A 20,601-nucleotide genomic window follows, 5' to 3' on the forward strand; every position below is an offset into this window, starting at 1 on the left:
ATGGATGAAACCATGTCGATCGACGCGTTTGTTACACTCGCGCTTATTGCGCTGCCTGTTTATATTTTTTTCCGCTGGGTCCAGCAGGACTCAGAGAAACCAGATAGTATAAAGAGCAAAAATTCCATGGGGCGATGATCGGTTACGATCCTTCCGCAGCACCTCGCTGGACGCCGACGGACGACCATCTAAATTCCGATTCCCAAACGGCACCCCGATATTGTCGGCACGCGTGGCGCGGCATCGGCAGGCGGATCGTTCTGACGCTGTTCCCCACAAGACGGAAAAGCCGGGCTCTGCCCGGCTTTTCTTTATGCGCTTGGTGATTGGGCAATCAGTTGATCGCCTTCATCTCCACCTTGAAGAAAAGCGTCTCGCCTGAGGAATCATCGACACCGTCATTGTCTGTCACGGCATAGGCCGTTCCCGCCTTGTCGAAGGTGAAGCCTTCCAGCTTGTCGACGATATAGCCGTTAGTCTGGCCCTTGAGGTCAGGCAGGAAGTCGTGGGCTTCCTGCTTGGCGACAAGCGGCAGCTCGCCACCGATTTTGCCAGGCTTCAGGTCGGCGATCGCGACGCGGTAGAGCTTCTTGATCTTGGCCTTGTCGCCGATCTGGTTGTCGCGCTCGATGATGTAGACATATTCGCCCTGCGCGGTGATTTCAGACAAGCCAACCCAGCCTGCCTCGGTCTTGTCGAGCGGATAACGCACGGCGCCCCACTCCTTGGACTTCGGATTATAGGAGACGAGCTTCACGAAGCCCTTCTCGTCCGTGCCCCATTCGCGCTGCACGGCCATCCACAGCGTGGCGTCATCGCCTTTGCCCACCATGGTCACGCCTTCGAAACCGAAGCGGGTGTCACCGGTGAGGAGTTCCTTCGGTAAGGCGATCTCGGCCTTGATCTCACCCTTGGCGTTGACGTTGTAGAGCGCGTGCGGAACAAGTTTGGCGCTGTCGCCTTCCGAGGCCAGCCAGAATCCGCCCTTGCCATCCAGCGTGACGCCTTCGATATCGAGTTTCTGCGCGGCAATGCCGTCGCGCTTGACACGCAGCACGCTGCTGATGATGGCAGGCTTCCTCGTCGCGTCGATGGTGTAGATCGACGGCTGGTTGCCATAGACTGAGTCGGAGACGGCTTAGAGAATGCCAGGCTTTTCGGCATCGCCAACCAGGCCCGAAAGAGCACCCCAACCGATCGGCGCACCATCGACGGTGGCGGATACCAGCTGCGGATAGGCCGGCTCGCCTTCGGCACGTTCATAGATCATGACATGCGAGCGGGCGCCGCCATCCTCGACCAGATCAGCCTCGTTGGCCGTGACGAAAAGGTTGCGCGCGGGAATGGCGACCGCGCCTTCCGGCGAAATGCCCGAAGGCAGGAGCTGCGTCAGCAGCGGCTCTGCGCCGGTATCCTTGTAAACAGCGGCGATGGAAGCGCGCTCGGCAAGCACGAAAAAGTACTTCTGACCATCAAAGGTCGCCGTTTCGAGGCCTTCCGGCTCAATGCCCTTGGCCTTGGAGCGTTTTTCCGGATAGTGGCCAATGGCGACAACCGCGTGCTCGAGCGAAGCGCCGGCTTCATAACGGAGCTTGCCAGTCTTGTCGAAAATGGTGAAGCCGCGTGCAGCGCCCTGCCAGTCGCCCTCGTTGGCTATGACGATACGGTCATTGTCCAGCCACTTGACCGCATCCGGCTCGCGCTTGCGGCCTTCCTGCTTGTCCGTGAATTTCAGTTGACCATCGGTCTTGGTGTCGATGCCTTCCAGATCGACGGTGCCGGCAGAGAAATGCGTCTTCACCGCGCCTGTCTTGCCGTCGATAATGACGATATGGTTGTTTTCCTGGAGCGTCAGCGCGATCTCGCCATTGGCATTGATCGAGACGAATTCAGGCTCCGGATCCTCAGGCGAAATTTCGGCGAGACCGGTAACGTCGATCTTCTTCAGGCTCGCGCAATCGGCCACGCCGTCTTTCAGGCCAACCGTTACCAGATAACCGGCCGGCATCTGCGGCAGCGCGCCTTCATTCACCTCTTCGTCGCGCTCGTTTTCGATGGCAATCGCCGCGAAGGTCCTGTCCGGGGAAACCGCGACGGAATCGGGCTGGCCGCCGAGATCGCAGCTTACTTCGACCTTCTTGGTGGCGATATCGACCGTCACCAGCTTTCCCGACGGGTTGGCGCGGTTTTCCGAGGTATTCACGCCGGCCAGAACCTTGAGACCGGCCACGGCAACGGAGGTCGGCTCACCTTCCAGCAATAATGCTCCGCCTGCCTTAGGGGCTTTCGCATCGGTGATGTCGATGAAACCAATGCCTCCGAGCGGGCTGTCCGAATAGATCAGCGTCTTGCCGTCTTCACTGGCGGTGATGATTTCAGCCGAGGTGACGGACTTCGTGTCCCTGTCAGCAGGCAGGTTCTTCGCAACGGGAAACGATGCGATGCGGTTAAAGACCGGCTCGGCCGCCGCCGGGAAGGCAGCGGATGTAAGCAGCGCCGCGCTCAAAGCCATATGAGAAAATCGGAACGCCATTGTAATCCCCCTTGGATTCAGAAACACCCCAAGGCTTCTGCGTCAAAGACATGACAGTGACATGACACCCAACGCCGGGAATCAAAAAGCCCGGCCTTGGAGACCGGGCTTTTTTGTTTCTGCGTCCATTCCGCTTATCGGAGCGCCCTCGTGGCCGGATGGAGGCCACACAGGCGCGCCATAATGGCGTTAACGCGTCAAAACATCTATCCTCGTGACCTGAAAAGCCGCTCGCCCGCCGCGGGCGTCGCGACCCTCCGGAAACCTTACGAGTTGACGGCGTCCTTCAGGCCCTTGCCTGCGGAGAACTTCGGAACGTTGCGAGCCGGGATATCGACTTCAGCACCCGTGGAAGGGTTACGGCCCTTGGAGGCTTCACGACGGCTGACGGAGAAGCTGCCGAAGCCGGCGAGACGGATGTCGCCACCGTTCTTCAGTTCGCTCTGTACGGTTTCGAATACGGCATCAACAGCGGAAGCAGCATCTGCCTTCGTGAGACCAGCCTTTTCGGCAACAGCAGAGACGAGCTCGTTCTTGTTCATGTTTCCACCCCTTTCAATGGTTTGAAACGACTCAAATTAAGTCGGCGCAGAATACGTTTGTATCCGCGCGCAGCAACCCAAAAGCGCTGGAATCGCCTGAAAAACAAGGGGTCTGGAGTTTTTTTCACAAAAAAGGCCGACATTTCTGCCGGCCTTCCACATATTCGTGCCAAATTCGCATCACTTGCGCGGGGCTAAACACCGCACTCCCCTTCGAAGGGCTAACACATTGAATCTATGCGACACACGCCACGAAAGGCGATTCCCGCCTTTCGTGTACCTGTGGGCCTTCAATGTGCGATGGTCTGGCTGCCGTCATCAACACCTTCGACCGTTGCAATCACGGGCGTTTCGATGCTGCCATCCCACTCGATGGGTTCCGGCTGGCGGATGAGGGCGTGCTTGATAACCTCGCCCATGCGCGATACCGGAATGATTTCCATCTCGTTCTTTACGTTGTCCGGAATCTCCGCCAGATCCTTGGCGTTTTCTTCCGGAATCAGCACCTTCTTGATGCCGCCGCGAAGCGCTGCAAGCAGCTTTTCCTTCAGGCCACCGATCGGCAGAACGCGACCACGAAGCGTGATCTCGCCTGTCATCGCCACATCCTTCGAAACCGGAATGCCGGTCATGATGGAGACGATGGCGGTTGCCATGGCGACACCGGCCGACGGACCGTCCTTCGGGGTTGCCCCTTCCGGAACGTGCACGTGGATGTCGCTCTTGTCGAAACGCGGCGGTTCGATGCCGAAGTCCACGGCGCGCGAGCGGACATAGGATGCCGCCGCCGAAATGGATTCCTTCATCACTTCCTTGAGGTTGCCGGTGACCGTCATACGGCCCTTGCCCGGCATCATCACGCCTTCGATGGTGAGCAGCTCACCGCCGACTTCCGTCCAGGCCAGACCCGTGACGACACCGACCTGATCCTCGCGCTCGGCCTCGCCGTGGCGGAACCGCGGAACGCCCAGATAATCCGGAACGTTGGCAGCGGTGACTTCCACGGACTTGACCTTGCCCTTGATGATCTCGGTGACAGCCTTGCGCGCCAGCTTCATGAGCTCGCGTTCGAAGCTGCGCACGCCCGCCTCGCGGGTGTACTGCTGGATGACGACCATCAGGGCATCATCGGTGACCGAGAATTCTTCCGGACGCAGGGCATGTTCCTTGATCGCCTTGGGCAGCAGGTGACGCTTGGCGATTTCGCGCTTTTCGTCTTCCGTGTAACCAGCGATGCGGATCACTTCCATACGGTCCATCAGCGGGCCCGGGATGTTCAGCGTGTTCGCCGTGGTGACGAACATCACGTCGGACAGGTCATATTCCACTTCCAGGTAGTGGTCCATGAAGGTGGAGTTCTGTTCCGGATCGAGAACCTCGAGCAGCGCCGACGACGGATCGCCACGGAAATCCATGCCCATCTTGTCGATTTCGTCGAGCAGGAAGAGCGGGTTTGCCTTCTTGGCCTTCTTCATCGACTGAACGATCTTGCCCGGCATGGAGCCGATATAGGTGCGGCGGTGACCGCGGATTTCCGCTTCGTCACGAACGCCACCTAGCGCCATGCGCACATATTCGCGGCCGGTCGCCTTGGCGATCGACTTGGCGAGCGAGGTCTTGCCGACGCCGGGCGGGCCGACGAGGCACAGGATCGGGCCACGGATCTTCGTCGCACGGGCCTGTACCGCCAGATACTCGACGATCCGCTCCTTGACCTTGTCCAGACCGAAATGGTCCTGATCCAGGATCTTCTCGGCGTTGTTGAGGTCGGCCTTGATCTTGGACTTCTTGCCCCAGGGCAGGCCAAGCAGCCAGTCCAGATAGTTGCGCACGACGGTCGCTTCCGCGGACATCGGGCTCATCTGGCGCAGCTTCTTCATTTCCGCTTCGGCCTTTTCCTTGGCCTCCTTGGAAAGCTTGGTCTTGGCGATGCGCTCTTCCAGCTCGGCCATCTCGTCACGGCCGTCCTCGCCGTCGCCGAGTTCCTTCTGGATCGCCTTCATCTGCTCGTTCAGGTAATATTCGCGCTGGGTCTTCTCCATCTGACGCTTGACGCGCGAACGGATGCGCTTTTCGACCTGAAGCACGGAAATCTCGCCTTCCATGAAGCCAAGCGCCTTTTCAAGCCGCTGCTTCACGCTGACGGTTTCCAGCATTTCCTGCTTTTCGGTGATCTTGATCGACAGGTGAGAAGCAACCGTGTCGGCAAGCTTCGAATAATCGTCGATCTGGCCGGCAGCGCCGACAACCTCGGGCGAAATCTTCTTGTTGAGCTTCACATAGCTCTCGAATTCCGAAACGACCGAACGCGAGAGCGCCTCGATTTCGACCGGGTCTTCGGCAGGCTCCTGCAAAGGCGTCGCCGACGCTTCGTAGAAATCCTCGCGGCCGGTGTAGCTGTCGATCTGGGCGCGGCCCTTGCCTTCCACCAGCACCTTCACGGTGCCATCGGGAAGCTTCAGGAGTTGAAGCACATTGGCGACAGTGCCGACCTTGTGGATAGCTTCAGGTGCCGGATCGTCGTCGCTGGCATTGATCTGGGTGACAAGCATGATCTGCTTGTCCGAACCCATGACTTCCTCGAGCGCACGGATGGATTTTTCCCGCCCGACGAACAGGGGAACGATCATATGCGGGAAAACGACAATGTCGCGCAGGGGAAGTACGGGATAGGTACCACCAGATGCCGCAGACGTGATGTTCGTCATATCATTTCCTTTCCTGGTCCCTTTCGGGACACTTTGCCGGACAGCTTGGGGCATCCGGCACATTCATTTCTCGAGACTGAAAGTGGAGTTTCGAAACACCGATTTCAAGTCGTCGGAACAGACAGCCTTACGCAGCGGCAAGACCGAGAAACTCAACAAAACTCAGCGCTGGCTCATACTCCCGACATTCCGGTTATCCTCAAGGGTCAGGAACCGGGTCGCCGACGAATTTCACATTTCCGTCATATCGCGCTGCAAATCAGTTGTAAGACTTTATCAGCAAAGCGCAATCCGCTCCAAACGCAAAATCGGGCTTCATCAAGTTAGACGCAAGTTTCGCAAAGTCGCTCCAATAGAAAAGGCCCGCACGGATGCGGGCCTTTAAATTCGTCCAACATTGCATCAGCCCATCAGGCCGAAACGTTGGTCTTTTCTTCCTGACGGTCCGCATAGATGTAGAGCGGACGGGCGACACCGCTGACGACCTCGTCGGAAATGACGACCTCGCGTACGCCTTCCAGCGTCGGCAGTTCGAACATGGTGTCCAGCAGGATCTTTTCCATGATCGAGCGCAGGCCACGGGCACCGGTCTTGCGGGTGATCGCCTTGCGGGCGATTTCGCGCAGCGCGTCCTCGTGGAAGGTCAGTTCCACATCTTCCATCTCGAACAGGCGCTGATACTGCTTGACCAGAGCGTTCTTCGGCTCGGACAGGATCTGGATCAGCGCATCTTCATCCAGGTCTTCCAGCGTCGCCAGAACGGGCAGACGGCCAATGAATTCCGGAATGAGGCCGAACTTCACCAGATCTTCCGGCTCCAGCTCGCGCAGCACTTCGCCCACACGCCGGTCGTCTTCCGCCTTGACGGTCGCACCGAAGCCGATCGAGGTCTTTTCGCCACGGGCCGAGATGATCTTGTCGAGGCCGGCAAAGGCGCCGCCGCAGATGAACAGGATGTTGGTCGTATCCACCTGCAGGAACTCCTGCTGCGGATGCTTGCGTCCACCCTGCGGCGGAACGGAAGCGACCGTGCCTTCCATGATCTTCAGAAGCGCCTGCTGAACGCCCTCGCCCGACACGTCGCGCGTGATGGAAGGGTTGTCCGACTTGCGGGAAATCTTGTCGACTTCGTCGATATAGACGATGCCGCGCTGAGCGCGCTCGACATTGTAATCCGCTGCCTGCAACAGCTTCAGGATGATGTTTTCCACGTCCTCGCCGACATAACCGGCTTCGGTCAGCGTCGTTGCGTCCGCCATGGTGAAGGGAACGTCGATGATGCGGGCGAGCGTCTGGGCAAGATAGGTCTTGCCGCAACCCGTCGGGCCGACGAGCATAATGTTCGACTTCGCAAGCTCGACATCGCCATTCTTGGAGGCGTGCGCGAGGCGCTTGTAGTGGTTGTGAACGGCCACGGACAGGATCTTCTTCGCCTGCTTCTGGCCGATGACGTATTCGTCGAGGATCTTGATGATGTCCTGCGGGGTGGGTACACCCTCGCGCGACTTCACCATCGACGTCTTGTTCTCCTCGCGGATGATGTCCATGCACAATTCGACGCATTCATCGCAGATGAACACCGTCGGTCCGGCAATGAGTTTCCGGACTTCGTGCTGGCTCTTGCCGCAGAATGAACAATAGAGTGTATTCTTAGAGTCGCCGCCGTTGCTGCCGCTGACTTTGCTCATATCACTTTCCTTCCAGCACGCCGCAGGTCCGCCAAACGGATCGCGGTCAACTTACCGCCCGCAGATACGACCGCCCTTGGGGTGCATTGCCGTATCCGCCTCGTTTAACGGGGTACTAGCCGTATCAGATACAGGACCTGACAACCGGCTGCAACGAATTCCCCATCAAAACCAAAGCTACGTCATAAAATCTCAACATAGCCTTTATATATACTAATATCGCTTTCTGTTGCCGTTGAAAGCCCCGAAATTACTTTTGCGGCTTCAAACAAACGTCAAAAAGCGGCGCGCCTCAATTCGCGGCGGCGCCTTCGATTTCCTGGCGCGACGTCAGGATCTTGTCGATCACGCCCCAGTCTTTCGCCTCGTCTGCATCCATGAAATGGTCGCGATCAAGGGTTTTTTCAACCTCTTCGAGCGTGCGGCCAGTGTGCTTCACATAGACTTCATTCAGACGGCGCTTCATCTTGATGATGTCGCGGGCATGGCGTTCGATATCCGAGGCCTGGCCCTGGAAGCCGCCAGACGGCTGGTGCACCATGATGCGGGCGTTCGGGGTTGCGAAACGCATTCCCTTTTCACCGGCGGCCAGAAGCAGCGAGCCCATGGATGCGGCCTGGCCGACGCAGAGCGTCGAGACCGCAGGACGGATGAACTGCATCGTATCGTAGATCGCCATGCCGGCGGTCACGACGCCACCTGGCGAATTGATGTAGAGCGCAATTTCCTTCTTCGGGTTTTCAGCCTCGAGGAAAAGCAACTGGGCGCAGACGAGCGACGCCATCTGGTCTTCCACCGGACCGGTGAGGAAAATGATGCGTTCCTTGAGAAGACGGGAAAATATGTCGTAGGAGCGTTCGCCGCGATTGGTCTGCTCAACGACCATCGGCACCAGAGCCATGGCGGTATCAACTGGATTTTTCATGTCCGTCCTTTGTCAACTCTGCCCTTCGCGGAAAACCGCTCCGGAATCACTTCTAACCTTCGTTCTCCCTACATAGAGTGTCACTGCCCCGTACTTCAAGACAGGAAGCCGCATATCCTTAACGGCTCAACAGCGTTTACAGGGCTTGAGGGCCAGCACCGGCAGGCTTTTGCACCCGGTCGCCCCAACCGCAGCCACTTGTTTCCGCGCCATCAAAATTTTACCAAGACTGGCGACGACGAAAAATTTCTCCGTCGTGCACAGATATAACTTCTAACCGGCAAGAACTCGTTAGTATTTGCTGCTGATACTGAAAAACGAATTTCGGTTCCCATTGGCGAATAGGCCCGTCCGGGCGGAATGGCAGCTCAACAATTCAGCGGGAATGACGCACGTCGTGCGACCTTGCCCGCTATTGCCGCATGATGGCGCAGATAGGATTTTGCAATGCTGGATGCAAAGACGAGCACGCTACTGTGGGCGGCGGAAACGTTTACCCTTGCCGTGCTTTTGGGAACCCTGTGGCTGCACCGCCCTGCCCGTCGGCATAATCTCTATTTCGCGGCCGGTTTTCTCGTGACCGGCGTCGGCACCGTCATGGTCGCTTTACGTGGGGAGATTTCAAGCTTCCTGTCCATCCAGGTCGGCAACACGTTGGCGCTGGCCGCATTCGGTTTCTGGCTTGCCGGCCTCCTCACGCTGGAGCGACGCAAGCTCGCCGGCTGGATCGCGATCCCGGCCCTGCTGTGGATCGCGGGAATGTTCGTGCCGGCTGTGCGCGACAATATGGTGGCCCGCATCCTGCTTTATCACGCCAGTGCGGCCACGGGCTATTTCATGCTCGCAGGAATTCTTCTCGCGAGCAGTGAGCGCCGCTCGCGCAGCCGAAAGGTCCTGGCGACGATCCTGATCCTGCAGGCTTTCGCCGGCGCTATCGTCGCCTCGATTGTCATCCCGGCCAATGCTGCTGCCCCCAATGCCATTCCGCTGACATCGGCGCTTGCGTTTTCCGGCATGCTCGGCTTCACCGCGATCATCATGATCAGCGCCAAGATTATCATGGAGGACACGGAGGTTCGTCTACAGCGTCTCGCCATGACGGATCATCTGACGGGCGTTCTCAACCGGCGCGGCCTGCTTGAGGAATTCGATCGCATCAAAAAGCGCGCCCATGCCTCTGACCGCTACGTGGCGCTCGCTCTTTTCGACATCGATCATTTCAAGAAGATCAACGACCGCTATGGCCACCAGTCGGGTGACGCCGTGCTCGTTCACTTCTGCTCCATTGCCCAGCGCGTTATCGGCAACCGAGGCCTCTTCGTTCGAATGGGGGGCGAGGAATTTGCTCTGGTCGCCGAGGTGGACAGCCCCTCCAGCACCGTAGCGCTGGCGGAATCCATTCGCAGCAACCTGCGCCACTCCAACATCACCGCGCGCGGTCAGGCGATCGAAGTCACGACCAGCGTTGGCATATCCGAAGCGGTCGTCAGGGATGCCGACCTCAACAAGATGATGACCGAGGCGGACCGCGCGCTTTATGCGGCCAAGAAAGCGGGGCGCAACCGCACCGTCATCCATGTGAATTCAGCCAATGTCGTCGTACCGGCCACGGATCGCGACGAAGATCCGATGGATAACAATGCGGATCGGCAGGTCGCGGCGCTCAACCGTATAGCCGCAATTGCCAGCCGGTAACCCTATCACCGTTGGGTGACACCTCATGGAACGCCAACGAGCTGTCGGACCGACCTTTTCAAAACCCGGCAGTCAGCTTAAACCATCAGCATGACAGCGACATTTCCTTTCCTCCAAATCGATCCCGCCACCCGCCGCGTTTCCCTTGATGCCCGCGATCCGGCCTTCTACAACGATCCGAACCCGGTTTATGCCGCGCTCCATGCACAATGTCCCACCTTCTACTGGGAAGAGCAGCGGCAATGGTTTTTCACCGGTTATGACCATGTCAGCGCCCTCCTGCGCGACCGCCGTTTCGGTCGCGAGATTCTGCATGTGGCAAGCCGCGAGGAACTGGGCCTGCCGCAGCCATTCGAGCATGTGAAGAACTTCGACCTTGCCGAGCAGCATTCGCTTCTGGAACTCGAACCGCCCGAACACACGCGCCTGCGCACCCTTATCAACCGCGCCTTCGTTTCCCGCCATGTCGACAGGATGAAGCCGGAAATCGAGGAACTCGCCAACCGGCTGATCGATGCTTTCGAAAAGAAGGGCGAGACGGAACTGCTCTCCTCCTACGCCGATATCATCCCGGTGACGATGATCGCCCGCATGATCGGCATTCCCGAGGCGATGGGGCCACAGCTTCTCAAATGGTCACATGCCTATGTCGGCATGTACATGTTCAAGCGCACGCCCGAAGACGAACTTCTGGCTGACAGGGCTGCAAAGGAATTTTCGGATTATGTGCGCAGTGTGATTGCTGAGCGCAGGGCGGAACCCAGGGACGACCTTCTGAGCCATATGATCCATACGGAGCACAAGGGCCAGTACCTGACGGATGACGAGCTGGTATCAACAACCATCGTCCTGCTCAACGCGGGCCACGAAGCGACCGTGCACCAGATCGGCAATTCCGTGCGTATCATTCTGGAAAGCGGGATATCGCCGCAGGCCTTGTTCAACGACGAGGTCGCCACGGAACGAACGGTGGAAGAAACCCTGCGCATCTGCGCACCGGTGCACATCTTCCAGCGCTGGGTTCTGGAGCCGGTCGAGATCGACGGCGTCACATTCAAGCGCGGCGACAAGGTGAGCCTCATTCTGGCTGCTGCCAATCTCGATCCATTGAAATTCTCCGACCCGCTGACGTTCCGGCCGGACCGGAACGAAGGCGCCAATGTCTCCTTCGGCGCCGGCATCCATTTCTGCATCGGCGCGCCGCTGGCGAGGCTGGAGCTCAATCTCGCCCTGCCGCTGCTTTTCAAACGTCTGCCCGGCCTGAAGATCGCAGAGCCGCCCAAGGTCAAGGATGTCTATCACTTCCATGGCCTGGAGCGGCTCGATCTCAGCTGGTGAGCGTTGCCTGAGCTTCACGCCTTAGATCTGAGCGAGACCGCCATCAACCGAGAGCTCGACGCCGGTGATGTAGCTCGCCTTGGACGATGCCAGAAAAAGCACGGCCTCGGCAATCTCGTCGGGGTCTGCCATACGACCGATCGGTGCGGCGTCTTTTAGATACGCCTCGTAACCGGCGATCTTCTCTTGGTCCAGCTTCAGGCCGTTTTCCATAATCGGCGTACGTGTCATTCCGGGACTCACCGTATTGACGCGGATGCTCCTCGCCTTCAGGTCATTGGCAAAACTGCGGGCGAATGAGCGAACGGCAGCCTTGGAGGCATTATAGGCGCTCAACCGCTCAAGGCCCTTGTTGCCGACGATGGACCCGGTGAGCACGACCGAGCCGCCATCGCGCAGGACCGGCAGCAATGTCTGCACGGTGTAGAACACGCCCTTGACGTTAATGTCGAAAATCCGGTCGTAGAGGGCCTCGTGGGTATCGCCGAGGTCATTGTTCTCGGCGATACCAGCATTGGCAACCAGCACGTCCACTTTCCGGCCATCGGCCTCGATGCGTGCCTTGAGCCTTTCCAGATCGGAGAGATTGGCCACATCGGACGCAAATCCGATCGCCCCCCGCCCGAGCCTGGCGACTGCGGCTTCGAGATTGGCGGCGTTACGGCCCGTCACATAAACGGCAGTGGCTCCGCCTTCCAGAGCCAACTTCGCGACGGAAAAGCCGATGCCTGTCGACCCGCCGGTAACGACCACGACCTGCCCACTGAATAATCCAGACATTGCACACTCCATGAATGTCATCATTTCCGAATTACCATAATTCGGTATTTCGGTTTTATTGAAATATTGAAGCTTGTCAATCCATATGCTACAGGCCGCTTATGGCTCAGTTTTTTCATCCTGCTCGCGAAGACATCTCGCTCACCGCCGTGCTCGCCGCTCTCGGCGAACCTGCGCGCATGGGCATCGTCAGAAAATTATGGGGTTCCGAGACGGGGCAAAACTGCGGCGCGGCGGCGCCCTGCCAGGATATGCCGCGCTCCACCCTGTCCAGTCATATGCGTATTCTGCGGGAAGCCGGCTTGATTCGCACGCACAAGCAGGGCGTCGAAAATATCAGTGTTGTCCGAACAGAGGATCTCGAAGCCCGGTTTCCCGGGCTTCTGCCGTCGATCCTTAAATTCGAAGCGCAATAGGCGCTGGAAAACACCCGGCTCTCACAGCCGGATGACGTAATCCTTCCGCGTGGTTTCCACCACCTCCCAGGTTCCGGTAAAGCCTGGACGGAGAATGACGCGGTCGCCGGCCCTCAGCTCACGCGGTGTGCCACCGTCTTCGGTCAGGATGGAGTGGCCCTCGAGAATGTTGAAATACTCCCATTCCTCGTAGACCACCCGCCATTTGCCGGGCGTGGACTGCCAGATGCCGGCGTAGGTGCCGCCCGGCGCCTCCTCCAGATTCCACGTGGTGAATTTGGGGTCGCCGGAAAGCAGCCTATCAGGCGCAGGCGCACCGTGCTCCACCTCGACGCTGCTGTCTTCAAAAGGCACGAGATTTGTCATAGCCGCAGGTCCTCAGACTTTCGACAGCGACTGTTCGAGGTCTGCGATGATGTCCTTGACGTCCTCAATGCCGATCGAAAGGCGAACCACATCCGGTCCTGCACCCGCCGCCGTCTGCTGTTCCGGCGTCAGCTGCGCATGGGTCGTGGATGCGGGATGGATGACGAGGGAGCGCGTATCGCCGATATTCGCAAGATGGGAGAAGAGTTGCAGCCCTTCCACCAGCGCCTTGCCGGCCGCGTAGCCGCCCTTAACACCAAAGGTGAAAACGGAGCCCGCGCCCTTCGGGGAATATTGCTGCTGAAGAGCGTGGTTATCGCTATCTTCAAGACCGGCATAATTCACCCAGCCCACCTTGGGATGTGCCTTCAACCATTTGGCAACGGCAAGCGCATTGTCGGAGTGGCGCTGAACGCGTAGCGGCAGGGTTTCGATACCGGTCAGAATGAGGAAAGCATTGAAGGGTGAGATCGCCGGGCCGAGGTCGCGCAATCCGAGAACGCGGCAGGCTATGGCGAAGGCGAAATTGCCAAATGTCTGGTGCAGCACCACGCCGGAATATTCCGGCCGCGGCTGCGACAGCGCCGGATATCGGTCCGTTGCAGACCAGTCGAAGGTGCCGCCGTCAACGATGATACCGCCCATGGAATTGCCGTGGCCGCCGAGGAATTTCGTCAGCGAATGCAACACGATGTCGGCACCGTGTTCGAGCGGTCGCAGCAGATAGGGGCTCGCCATGGTGTTATCGACAATCAACGGCAGGCCGTGGCGGTGGGCAACCTCGGCAATGGCGGCGATATCCACGAAGGTGCCGCCGGGGTTGGCAAGGCTCTCGATGAAAACCGCGCGCGTGCGCTCGTCAATCTGCGCCTCGAAGCTCGCGGGATCAGCAGCGTCAGCCCAGCGCACCTGCCAGTCAAAACCCTTGAAGGCATGGCCGAACTGGTTGATCGAACCGCCATAAAGCTGGCGCGCCGCGACGAAATTGTCGCCATGCTGCAGAAGCGTGTGGAAGACGAGCAATTGCGCCGCATGACCGGACGCGACGGAAAGCGCCGCCGTCCCGCCTTCAAGCGCTGCCACGCGTTCTTCGAGCACGGCCTGTGTGGGGTTCATGATGCGGGTATATATATTGCCGAACTCTTTTAGTCCGAAAAGGGCTGCGGCGTGGTCCGAATCGCGGAAGGCATAGGCCGTGGTCTGATAAATCGGTGTCGCGCGTGCGCCGGTTGTCGGATCAGGTTGTGCCCCCGCATGGACGGCCAGTGTCGAAAATCCGGGATTGCTGCTCGACATGATGTTTCCTCCGTTGGAATTTTGGAGGGATCATAATGCCTTGCCGCCAAATGATAAGTCTGATCCGTACTAACTATCTTGTAATATTGAGACGCGGATACTCAATTGCGGGGCAACGGTCCATCACGACATCCATGCCGTAGGCTTCCGCCTTGGCTGCGGCGTTGTCATCGCGAACGGAAAGCTGGCCCCATATCACCGACGGTCGCTCCGGCAGTACTATCGCCTCTTCAACGATAGCCGACAGATAATCCCGCGCACGAAAGACGTCGACCATATCCACGGGCTCGGGAATATCGGCGAGCCGTGCGTAGACCTTCTGGCCCAATATCTCCTTGCCAGCCTGACCGGGATTGACGGGAAACACACGGTAACCCTTTGACAGCAGAAAGCGCATCACGCCGTGGCTCGGCCGGCCCGGGTTAGGGGACGCGCCGAGCAGCGCAATCGTTTTGACGTCGGTGAGAATTTTCCTGATGTAGTCGGGCTCGTAATGATCATGCTGCATGTCAACTTCTCCCTTTCCAGGTGTCTCGCGGTTGACAGGCGCGCGCTCACCTCTTTCATCTGGTTATTTGATGCGTTAGGCCAGCCTGCATGGTCGAACACGTCTCTTCGATATAGGTCCGGGTCTTCCATCTAGGAAGGCTAGCGGGCAGCTTTAATCCTGCTCCATAGAAATTCATCCTCGAACCACGACTCTGGCGGACAAGCGCACGAACCACAAAACGCAAAACCATTTCATAAGACACGAAAACGCGGATGAAATTGACTGCATTCCTCAGCTTTTGAATATAACGATGAGCGCCGACGAGGGCCGCCGAAAACAACATAAGCGTGCACACGGAGCGCCCTTCGTCTCCTGTTTGTTTTCATTCCGTTCACACTTGAATTAGCGATACCTAATTTTCACAAAGTTATGACCTAAATCGATCGTGGCGAAAACCTGTAACGATATAGGACATAAAACTGGCGCATTATGAAATTTCTTTTCACTCTGACATCAACGGAAAGACTTTGGCAGCTCCAAGGGAATACAATCAGATTCTCGCGCTTGACGTGCTTCGGCAACGTTATCAGGGCTCAGAAAACGCTTCCTCACCATCGCCGAGATCGCCATTTTCTCCATGGAATTGACCAAGGCGCCAACGCAAAATCATTCCAAGGAGAGATCACGCGCAGAAAGGATATTTTTTGCGCGCGTAAAGATTTGGCGCCATGAAGTTAGCCGACTGCCTTCAACGCTCGTGGTTGCGCCGCAAAGCGCCCGGACCAGGTCTAAAATCGATTCCGGTTTTCAGGCTGATGCTGTAGGCTGCAAAAAGTTGCCCGCAAGCGAGTCTTTACCGTGACAATCGACATTCTTCTTCTGGTGCTTCTGGGCGCGATGCTGCATGCCGGATGGAATGCGCTGGTTAAATCGGGAACCGACAAATCACTGGATGCATCTCTGATCGCGGCGGGCGCTGCGGCCTGTTCGCTGCCCTTTCTGCCGTTCCTGCCGTTGCCCTCGCCTGTCGCCGTTCCTTTTCTGGTCGCGTCCGCCGTCCTGCAATTCGCTTACTTCCGCCTTGTGGCCGCCGCCTATACGATCGGTGACATCGGGCTCGTCTATCCCGTCATGCGCGGTGTTGCGCCTTTGATCGTTGCGGCGACGAGCAGCCTGTTCCTGAGCGAGGTTTTAAGTCCCCTCGCCCTCGCTGGCATTGCCATCATCTCCGCGGGCATCCTGACGCTCGCTTTCGAAGCCCGGCGGGGCGGTGGAAAGGCAATCCTCGTCGCCCTCCTCAATGCCTTCGTAATCGCCTCCTACACATTCGTGGATGGCGTTGGCGCAAGGCTCTCTGGCAACGCCATCTCCTATACGCTGTGGATGTCGCTTCTGCCGCCGGTACTTTTGTTCGGCTTCGCCTTTTTCCAGCGCGGCGTCGGGCCAGTCATGCGGCATGTCGGACGCAACTGGTGGCGCGGCCTGATCGGCGGCTTCGGATCCATTCTCTCTTATGGGCTCGCCCTTTACGCTATGACGAAGGCGCCCGTCGCCGTCGTCGCGGCGCTCCGAGAGACCTCCATTCTTTTTGCGCTGGTGATCTCCGTGGTTATCCTCAAGGAGCGCGCGAGCATCTGGCGTTACCTCGCCGGCGGCATCATTGCAGCGGGCGTTCTGGTGATGCGGCTAGGATAAAATAAATCAGTTTTGTGGGGTAAAATATTACCACATACATAACTATATGATTTCATTTGCTTATTTTTACGGCCCGCAAATTCGTTCATATTGACGCTTTGGCTCGCGCACCGTATAAGCGCGCCAGATCGGATTCCAGCCGGAATAGGGTCATTTGCGGTTGTCTTTAATGGCAACCAAACCAAGCAACAAGAAACGCCCGTATGCTCTTCCTGAAGAGGATGACGGGTCCACGTTAGAAAGTGAAATTCATGTCTACTTTCGTTCAGAAGCCCGCTGAGGTGGAGAAGAAGTGGGTCATCATCGACGCCGAAGGCCTCGTTGTTGGTCGCCTCGCCACCATCGTTGCAACCCGCCTGCGCGGCAAGCACAAGGCTACCTACACCCCCCACGTTGATGATGGCGACAACGTCATCGTTATCAACGCGGAAAAGGTTGCCCTCACCGGCAAGAAGTATTCCGACAAGAAGTACTACTGGCACACCGGTCACCCGGGTGGCATCAAGGAGCGTACGGCTCGCCAGATCATCGAAGGCCGCTTCCCGGAGCGCGTCGTTGAAAAGGCCGTCGAGCGCATGATCCCGCGCGGTCCGCTCGGCCGTCGTCAGATGAAGAACCTGCGCGTTTACGCTGGTTCCAACCACCCGCACGAAGCACAGCAGCCGGTCGTTCTCGACGTTGCCGCGCTCAACAAGAAGAACGTAAGGAGCGCCTGATAATGGCCGATCTTTCCTCTCTGAAAGACCTCGCCCCGGCATCGGAAGCTTCGGCTCCCGTGCACGTCCGCAAGGTTGACACCCTCGGCCGCTCCTATGCGACCGGCAAGCGCAAGAACGCTGTAGCCCGCGTATGGGTCAAGGCCGGTTCTGGCAAGATCATCATCAACGGCCGCGATTTCACCACGTATTTCGCACGTCCGGTTCTGCAGATGATCCTCCAGCAGCCGATCGTCGCCGCTGCCCGTACGGGTCAGTTCGACATCATCGCCACCGTTGCCGGTGGTGGTCTCTCCGGTCAGGCCGGTGCCGTTCGTCACGGCCTGTCCAAGGCCCTCACCTACTTCGAACCGGGCCTGCGCTCCGTTCTGAAGAAGGGCGGCTTCCTGACCCGCGACAGCCGCGTTGTCGAGCGTAAGAAGTACGGTAAGGCCAAGGCCCGCCGTTCGTTCCAGTTCTCCAAGCGCTAATCGCTTACCGGAACGGTTCGTTCAGAACTTCGGAAGGCGGGGCTTCGGCTCCGCCTTTTTTCATGGCATTCCTCCCTTGTTTTTTGAGCGCGAAGACAGCAACCTCGACGCAAAACGCAAGGGGTGAACAATGCCATCCAAAACAATCGACCACGCCTTCACCGCGACGAGCCTTACATCGGCCGCTACCGACCCCACCCATGCGGGCGTGCTGTCCTTCATGCGGCGGAGATATACGAAAAACCTCAAGGGTGTTTCGACGGTCGTGTGGGGGATCCCGTTTGATGCCGCGACATCCAATCGTCCCGGCGCGCGTTTCGGGCCGCAAGCGATCCGCCGCGCCTCGGCGATCTTCGACAATGATCCGCAATATCCCTTCGCGCGCGATCTTTTTGCGCATATGCCGACCGTCGATTATGGCGACTGCCTGCTTGACTACGGCAACCACTGGAAAACGCCTGACACGATCGAGAAGGAAGCGCGGTCGATCATCTCCAAGACGGATTATCTGCTGACGCTGGGCGGCGATCATTTCATTACCTGGCCGTTGCTGAAGGCCCATGTCGCCAAGCACGGGCCCCTGGCGTTGGTGCAGTTCGACGCGCATCAGGATACCTGGTTTGACGATGGCAAGCGCATCGATCATGGTTCCTTCGTGGCGCGCGCTGTGCGGGATGGGTTGATCGACGCGGATCGATCCATCCAGATTGGCATCCGCACCCACGCCCCGGAAGATTTCGGCATCCGCATTCTCCACGGTTACGAGGTGGAAGAAATGCGGGCGAGCGATATCGCTTCGCTGATCGTCAAGCACACGGCTGGCATGCCTGCCTACCTGACCTTCGATATCGATTGCCTCGACCCCGCCTTTGCACCGGGAACAGGCACGCCTGTGGCTGGTGGGCCGACCAGTGCGAAAATTCTCTCCGTTTTGCGCGGGCTTGGCCAGCTCGATATTCGCGGCTCTGATGTGGTGGAGATCGCACCCGCTTATGACCACGCGGATATTACCGCCATTGCCGGAGCGACCGTTGCAATGTATATGCTTGGCCTGCGCGCCGAACGGCTGGCCAAGGCTGGCTGACAAAGACAACGGCGCTTGCCAAACTGATTCCGAATACTCTCGCAACACTTTGAAAAGTCAGGACAAGGACATGACAGCGAAGATCTTCATCGATGGCGAACACGGCACCACGGGTCTGCAGATCCGCACGCGCCTTGCCGGTCGCCGCGATATCGAGCTGCTGTCCATTCCGGAAGCCGAGCGTCGCAATGCGGCGATGCGCGAGGATATGCTCAACAATGCCGACATTTCGATCCTGTGCCTGCCCGACGATGCGTCGCGGGAAGCGGTCTCTATGGTCGCTGGCAACAATAATGTCCGCATCATCGATACCTCGACCGCCTATCGCGTCCATCAGGACTGGGCCTATGGCTTTGCCGAAATGGATAAGGATCAGGGCGAAAAGGTTCGTTCCGCTCGCCTCGTCGCCAATCCGGGCTGCTACCCGACCGGTGCGATCGCACTTCTGCGCCCCCTGCGCGCCGCTGGGCTCCTGCCCGACGGTTATCCTGTCAGCGTCAACGCGGTTTCCGGTTACACTGGCGGCGGCAAGCAGATGATCGCGCAGATGGAAGACCAGAGCCGCGACGACGCCATCAGCGCCAACAATTTCCTGTATGGCCTGACGCTCAAGCACAAGCATGTGCCGGAAATGACGATTCATGGCCAGCTCGACCGCGCGCCGCTGTTTTCGCCCTCTGTCGGTCGCTTCCCGCAAGGCATGATCGTCCAGGTGCCGCTGTTCGCGGCCGACTTGGCGGAAGGCACTGATATCGAAACGATCCATGCGGCACTCACCGCCCACTATGCGGGACAGGATATCGTCAGCGTCGTACCTCTGTCCGAGAGCAAGGGGTTGGCGCGTATCGATGCCGAGGAATTGGCTGGCAAGGACACGATGAAGCTCTTCGTCTTCGGTACCGAGGACGGTGAGCATATCAATCTCGTGGCGCTGCTTGACAATCTCGGCAAAGGCGCATCCGGTGCTGCCGTGCAGAACATGGAACTGATGCTCTCTGCATGAGAAGTTTCTCATGAGTGATGCCGCCCCATCTTTTCCGGCCTCGTGGAATATCGAGGCCGCAAAAGAGATTGCCGATACGCCGGCAGGGGTGGTGTACGAGCTTATGCGCAGCAACGGCTCCCTTGCCGTCGCCAAGGTTCTGAAGAAAAAAGCCTTGAAGGACAGCCTTCGCGGCGCGGATTTCATCGAATGGCGCGCCGGTGTCGGCTGCGTCGAACTGCTCGACCGCTCCGATGACATTCTGCTGATGGAACATGCCGGCACGGAAACCCTTCGCGACGTGCTGTTCCGGGACGGCGACGACGATGCCGCAACGGAAATCGCCGCCGAGGTCCTGCTCCGATATCACCAGCCTTCCGATCAGCCGCCGCCGTCCAGCCTACTGACGCTGCCGCTCTATTTCGAAAGCCTGTTCCGCAAGGCCGAACAGGACCGTACTGACGGCGTGGACAGCCCCTATATCGAGGGCGCCGCGCTGGCGCAGGCGCTGATCGACCGGCAGCGAGATATCAAGCCGCTGCACGGCGATCTGCATCACGAGAACATCATGCGCAGTGAACGCGGCTGGATCATCATCGACCCGGCAGGCCTGATCGGCGACGCGGCGCTTGATGTCGCCAACATGTTCTCCAATCCGCTCGACCGTTTCGACCTCACCCGCAGCGAAGCGCGCATCGCCTCCATGGCCGCAATCTTTGCGAAGGCGCTGCAACGGGATGAACGACTGTTGCTGCAATATGCCTTCGCTTATGGCTGCCTCTCGGCCGCCTGGCATGATGAAGACGGCAATGCCGAAGAGCGCGACAACGAGCTTGCTGTCGCGGCAGCCATCAAAAACGTACTTCGACAGTTCTGA

At 58.5% G+C, this 20,601-nt stretch carries 17 protein-coding genes and 1 pseudogene; 9 read left to right on the forward strand and 9 right to left on the reverse strand.

The annotated features are described in order from the left end of the window. Positions 1–334: 334 nt before the first annotated feature. From AT6N2_RS04260 to clpP, 5 genes and pseudogenes are all read right to left on the reverse strand, one after another. Positions 335–2,533 (reverse strand): annotated as a pseudogene (locus AT6N2_RS04260) (esterase-like activity of phytase family protein). 266 nt (positions 2,534–2,799) lie between these two features. Further along, entirely contained in the window at positions 2,800–3,075 is a 276-nt protein-coding gene (hupB, locus tag AT6N2_RS04265) for a DNA-binding protein HupB (protein WP_003502360.1), read from the reverse strand. Between the two features lie 290 nt (positions 3,076–3,365). Next, positions 3,366–5,783: an endopeptidase La gene (gene lon / locus AT6N2_RS04270; protein ID WP_004441301.1), complete on the reverse strand. Its 2,418-nt coding sequence runs from the start codon at positions 5,781–5,783 to the stop codon at positions 3,366–3,368. A gap of 410 nt (positions 5,784–6,193) precedes the next feature. Next, a complete protein-coding gene (gene clpX / locus AT6N2_RS04275; RefSeq protein WP_063951205.1) occupies positions 6,194–7,471 on the reverse strand; it encodes an ATP-dependent Clp protease ATP-binding subunit ClpX in 1,278 nt (425 codons plus the stop codon). A gap of 292 nt (positions 7,472–7,763) precedes the next feature. Beyond that, a complete protein-coding gene (clpP, locus tag AT6N2_RS04280; protein ID WP_003521529.1) occupies positions 7,764–8,396 on the reverse strand; it encodes an ATP-dependent Clp endopeptidase proteolytic subunit ClpP in 633 nt (210 codons plus the stop codon). A gap of 447 nt (positions 8,397–8,843) precedes the next feature. Between clpP and AT6N2_RS04285 the strand changes: the two genes are divergently transcribed. Together AT6N2_RS04285 and AT6N2_RS04290 are read left to right on the forward strand one after the other, a co-directional pair. Beyond that, entirely contained in the window at positions 8,844–10,091 is a 1,248-nt protein-coding gene (locus tag AT6N2_RS04285) for a GGDEF domain-containing protein (protein ID WP_209088728.1), read from the forward strand. A gap of 90 nt (positions 10,092–10,181) precedes the next feature. Beyond that, positions 10,182–11,429, forward strand: a complete 1,248-nt coding sequence (locus AT6N2_RS04290) for a cytochrome P450 (protein WP_209088731.1) — start codon at positions 10,182–10,184, stop codon at positions 11,427–11,429. Between the two features lie 21 nt (positions 11,430–11,450). Here the strand turns inward: AT6N2_RS04290 and AT6N2_RS04295 are convergent, their stop codons facing one another. Next, positions 11,451–12,221: an SDR family NAD(P)-dependent oxidoreductase gene (locus AT6N2_RS04295; protein WP_172801658.1), complete on the reverse strand. Its 771-nt coding sequence runs from the start codon at positions 12,219–12,221 to the stop codon at positions 11,451–11,453. 89 nt (positions 12,222–12,310) lie between these two features. On the opposite strand from AT6N2_RS04295, the gene AT6N2_RS04300 reads away from it, so the two are divergent. Beyond that, positions 12,311–12,625: an ArsR/SmtB family transcription factor gene (locus AT6N2_RS04300; protein WP_063951209.1), complete on the forward strand. Its 315-nt coding sequence runs from the start codon at positions 12,311–12,313 to the stop codon at positions 12,623–12,625. Positions 12,626–12,646: 21 nt separating this feature from the next. Here the strand turns inward: AT6N2_RS04300 and AT6N2_RS04305 are convergent, their stop codons facing one another. The 3 genes from AT6N2_RS04305 to AT6N2_RS04315 all read right to left on the reverse strand — a co-directional run bounded on the left by AT6N2_RS04305 (position 12,647) and on the right by AT6N2_RS04315 (position 14,795). Next, on the reverse strand, positions 12,647–12,991 hold the full coding sequence (locus tag AT6N2_RS04305; protein ID WP_209088734.1) for a cupin domain-containing protein: 345 nt from the start codon (positions 12,989–12,991) through the stop codon (positions 12,647–12,649). Positions 12,992–13,003: 12 nt separating this feature from the next. Further along, positions 13,004–14,287, reverse strand: a complete 1,284-nt coding sequence (locus tag AT6N2_RS04310; RefSeq protein WP_209088737.1) for an O-acetylhomoserine aminocarboxypropyltransferase — start codon at positions 14,285–14,287, stop codon at positions 13,004–13,006. Between the two features lie 73 nt (positions 14,288–14,360). Continuing rightward, complete coding sequence (locus AT6N2_RS04315; RefSeq protein WP_209088739.1) at positions 14,361–14,795, reverse strand: CoA-binding protein; 435 nt, start codon at positions 14,793–14,795, stop codon at positions 14,361–14,363. 840 nt (positions 14,796–15,635) lie between these two features. Here AT6N2_RS04315 and AT6N2_RS04320 point away from each other — a divergent pair. From AT6N2_RS04320 to AT6N2_RS04345, 6 genes are all read left to right on the forward strand, one after another. Beyond that, positions 15,636–16,472 carry an EamA family transporter gene (locus tag AT6N2_RS04320; protein ID WP_209088741.1) on the forward strand — a complete coding sequence of 279 codons (837 nt, stop codon included), beginning with the start codon at positions 15,636–15,638 and terminating at the stop codon, positions 16,470–16,472. 251 nt (positions 16,473–16,723) lie between these two features. Beyond that, positions 16,724–17,188: a 50S ribosomal protein L13 gene (rplM, locus tag AT6N2_RS04325; RefSeq protein WP_004441288.1), complete on the forward strand. Its 465-nt coding sequence runs from the start codon at positions 16,724–16,726 to the stop codon at positions 17,186–17,188. Positions 17,189–17,190: 2 nt separating this feature from the next. After that, positions 17,191–17,658, forward strand: a complete 468-nt coding sequence (gene rpsI, locus AT6N2_RS04330) for a 30S ribosomal protein S9 (RefSeq protein ID WP_003521540.1) — start codon at positions 17,191–17,193, stop codon at positions 17,656–17,658. A 130-nt stretch (positions 17,659–17,788) separates the two neighbouring features. Further along, positions 17,789–18,742, forward strand: coding sequence for an agmatinase (gene speB / locus AT6N2_RS04335; protein ID WP_209088744.1), 954 nt, complete (start codon positions 17,789–17,791; stop codon positions 18,740–18,742). Positions 18,743–18,812: 70 nt separating this feature from the next. Further along, positions 18,813–19,745: an N-acetyl-gamma-glutamyl-phosphate reductase gene (gene argC, locus AT6N2_RS04340; protein WP_209088747.1), complete on the forward strand. Its 933-nt coding sequence runs from the start codon at positions 18,813–18,815 to the stop codon at positions 19,743–19,745. Between the two features lie 10 nt (positions 19,746–19,755). Beyond that, on the forward strand, positions 19,756–20,601 hold the full coding sequence (locus tag AT6N2_RS04345) for an aminoglycoside phosphotransferase family protein (protein ID WP_209088749.1): 846 nt from the start codon (positions 19,756–19,758) through the stop codon (positions 20,599–20,601).

The sequence above is a fragment of the Agrobacterium tumefaciens genome, assembly GCF_017726655.1.
Lineage (GTDB): Bacteria > Pseudomonadota > Alphaproteobacteria > Rhizobiales > Rhizobiaceae > Agrobacterium > Agrobacterium tumefaciens_B.

Coding starts and splice junctions, on each gene's coding strand:
- hupB (WP_003502360.1), bottom strand. CDS start 3,075: ATGAACAAGAACGAGCTCGTCTCTGCTGTTGCCGAAAAGGCTGGTCTC.
- lon (WP_004441301.1), bottom strand. CDS start 5,783: ATGACGAACATCACGTCTGCGGCATCTGGTGGTACCTATCCCGTACTT.
- clpX (WP_063951205.1), bottom strand. CDS start 7,471: ATGAGCAAAGTCAGCGGCAGCAACGGCGGCGACTCTAAGAATACACTC.
- clpP (WP_003521529.1), bottom strand. CDS start 8,396: ATGAAAAATCCAGTTGATACCGCCATGGCTCTGGTGCCGATGGTCGTT.
- AT6N2_RS04285 (WP_209088728.1), top strand. CDS start 8,844: ATGCTGGATGCAAAGACGAGCACGCTACTGTGGGCGGCGGAAACGTTT.
- AT6N2_RS04290 (WP_209088731.1), top strand. CDS start 10,182: ATGACAGCGACATTTCCTTTCCTCCAAATCGATCCCGCCACCCGCCGC.
- AT6N2_RS04295 (WP_172801658.1), bottom strand. CDS start 12,221: ATGGAGTGTGCAATGTCTGGATTATTCAGTGGGCAGGTCGTGGTCGTT.
- AT6N2_RS04300 (WP_063951209.1), top strand. CDS start 12,311: ATGGCTCAGTTTTTTCATCCTGCTCGCGAAGACATCTCGCTCACCGCC.
- AT6N2_RS04305 (WP_209088734.1), bottom strand. CDS start 12,991: ATGACAAATCTCGTGCCTTTTGAAGACAGCAGCGTCGAGGTGGAGCAC.
- AT6N2_RS04310 (WP_209088737.1), bottom strand. CDS start 14,287: ATGTCGAGCAGCAATCCCGGATTTTCGACACTGGCCGTCCATGCGGGG.
- AT6N2_RS04315 (WP_209088739.1), bottom strand. CDS start 14,795: ATGCAGCATGATCATTACGAGCCCGACTACATCAGGAAAATTCTCACC.
- rplM (WP_004441288.1), top strand. CDS start 16,724: ATGTCTACTTTCGTTCAGAAGCCCGCTGAGGTGGAGAAGAAGTGGGTC.
- rpsI (WP_003521540.1), top strand. CDS start 17,191: ATGGCCGATCTTTCCTCTCTGAAAGACCTCGCCCCGGCATCGGAAGCT.
- speB (WP_209088744.1), top strand. CDS start 17,789: ATGCCATCCAAAACAATCGACCACGCCTTCACCGCGACGAGCCTTACA.
- argC (WP_209088747.1), top strand. CDS start 18,813: ATGACAGCGAAGATCTTCATCGATGGCGAACACGGCACCACGGGTCTG.
- AT6N2_RS04345 (WP_209088749.1), top strand. CDS start 19,756: ATGAGTGATGCCGCCCCATCTTTTCCGGCCTCGTGGAATATCGAGGCC.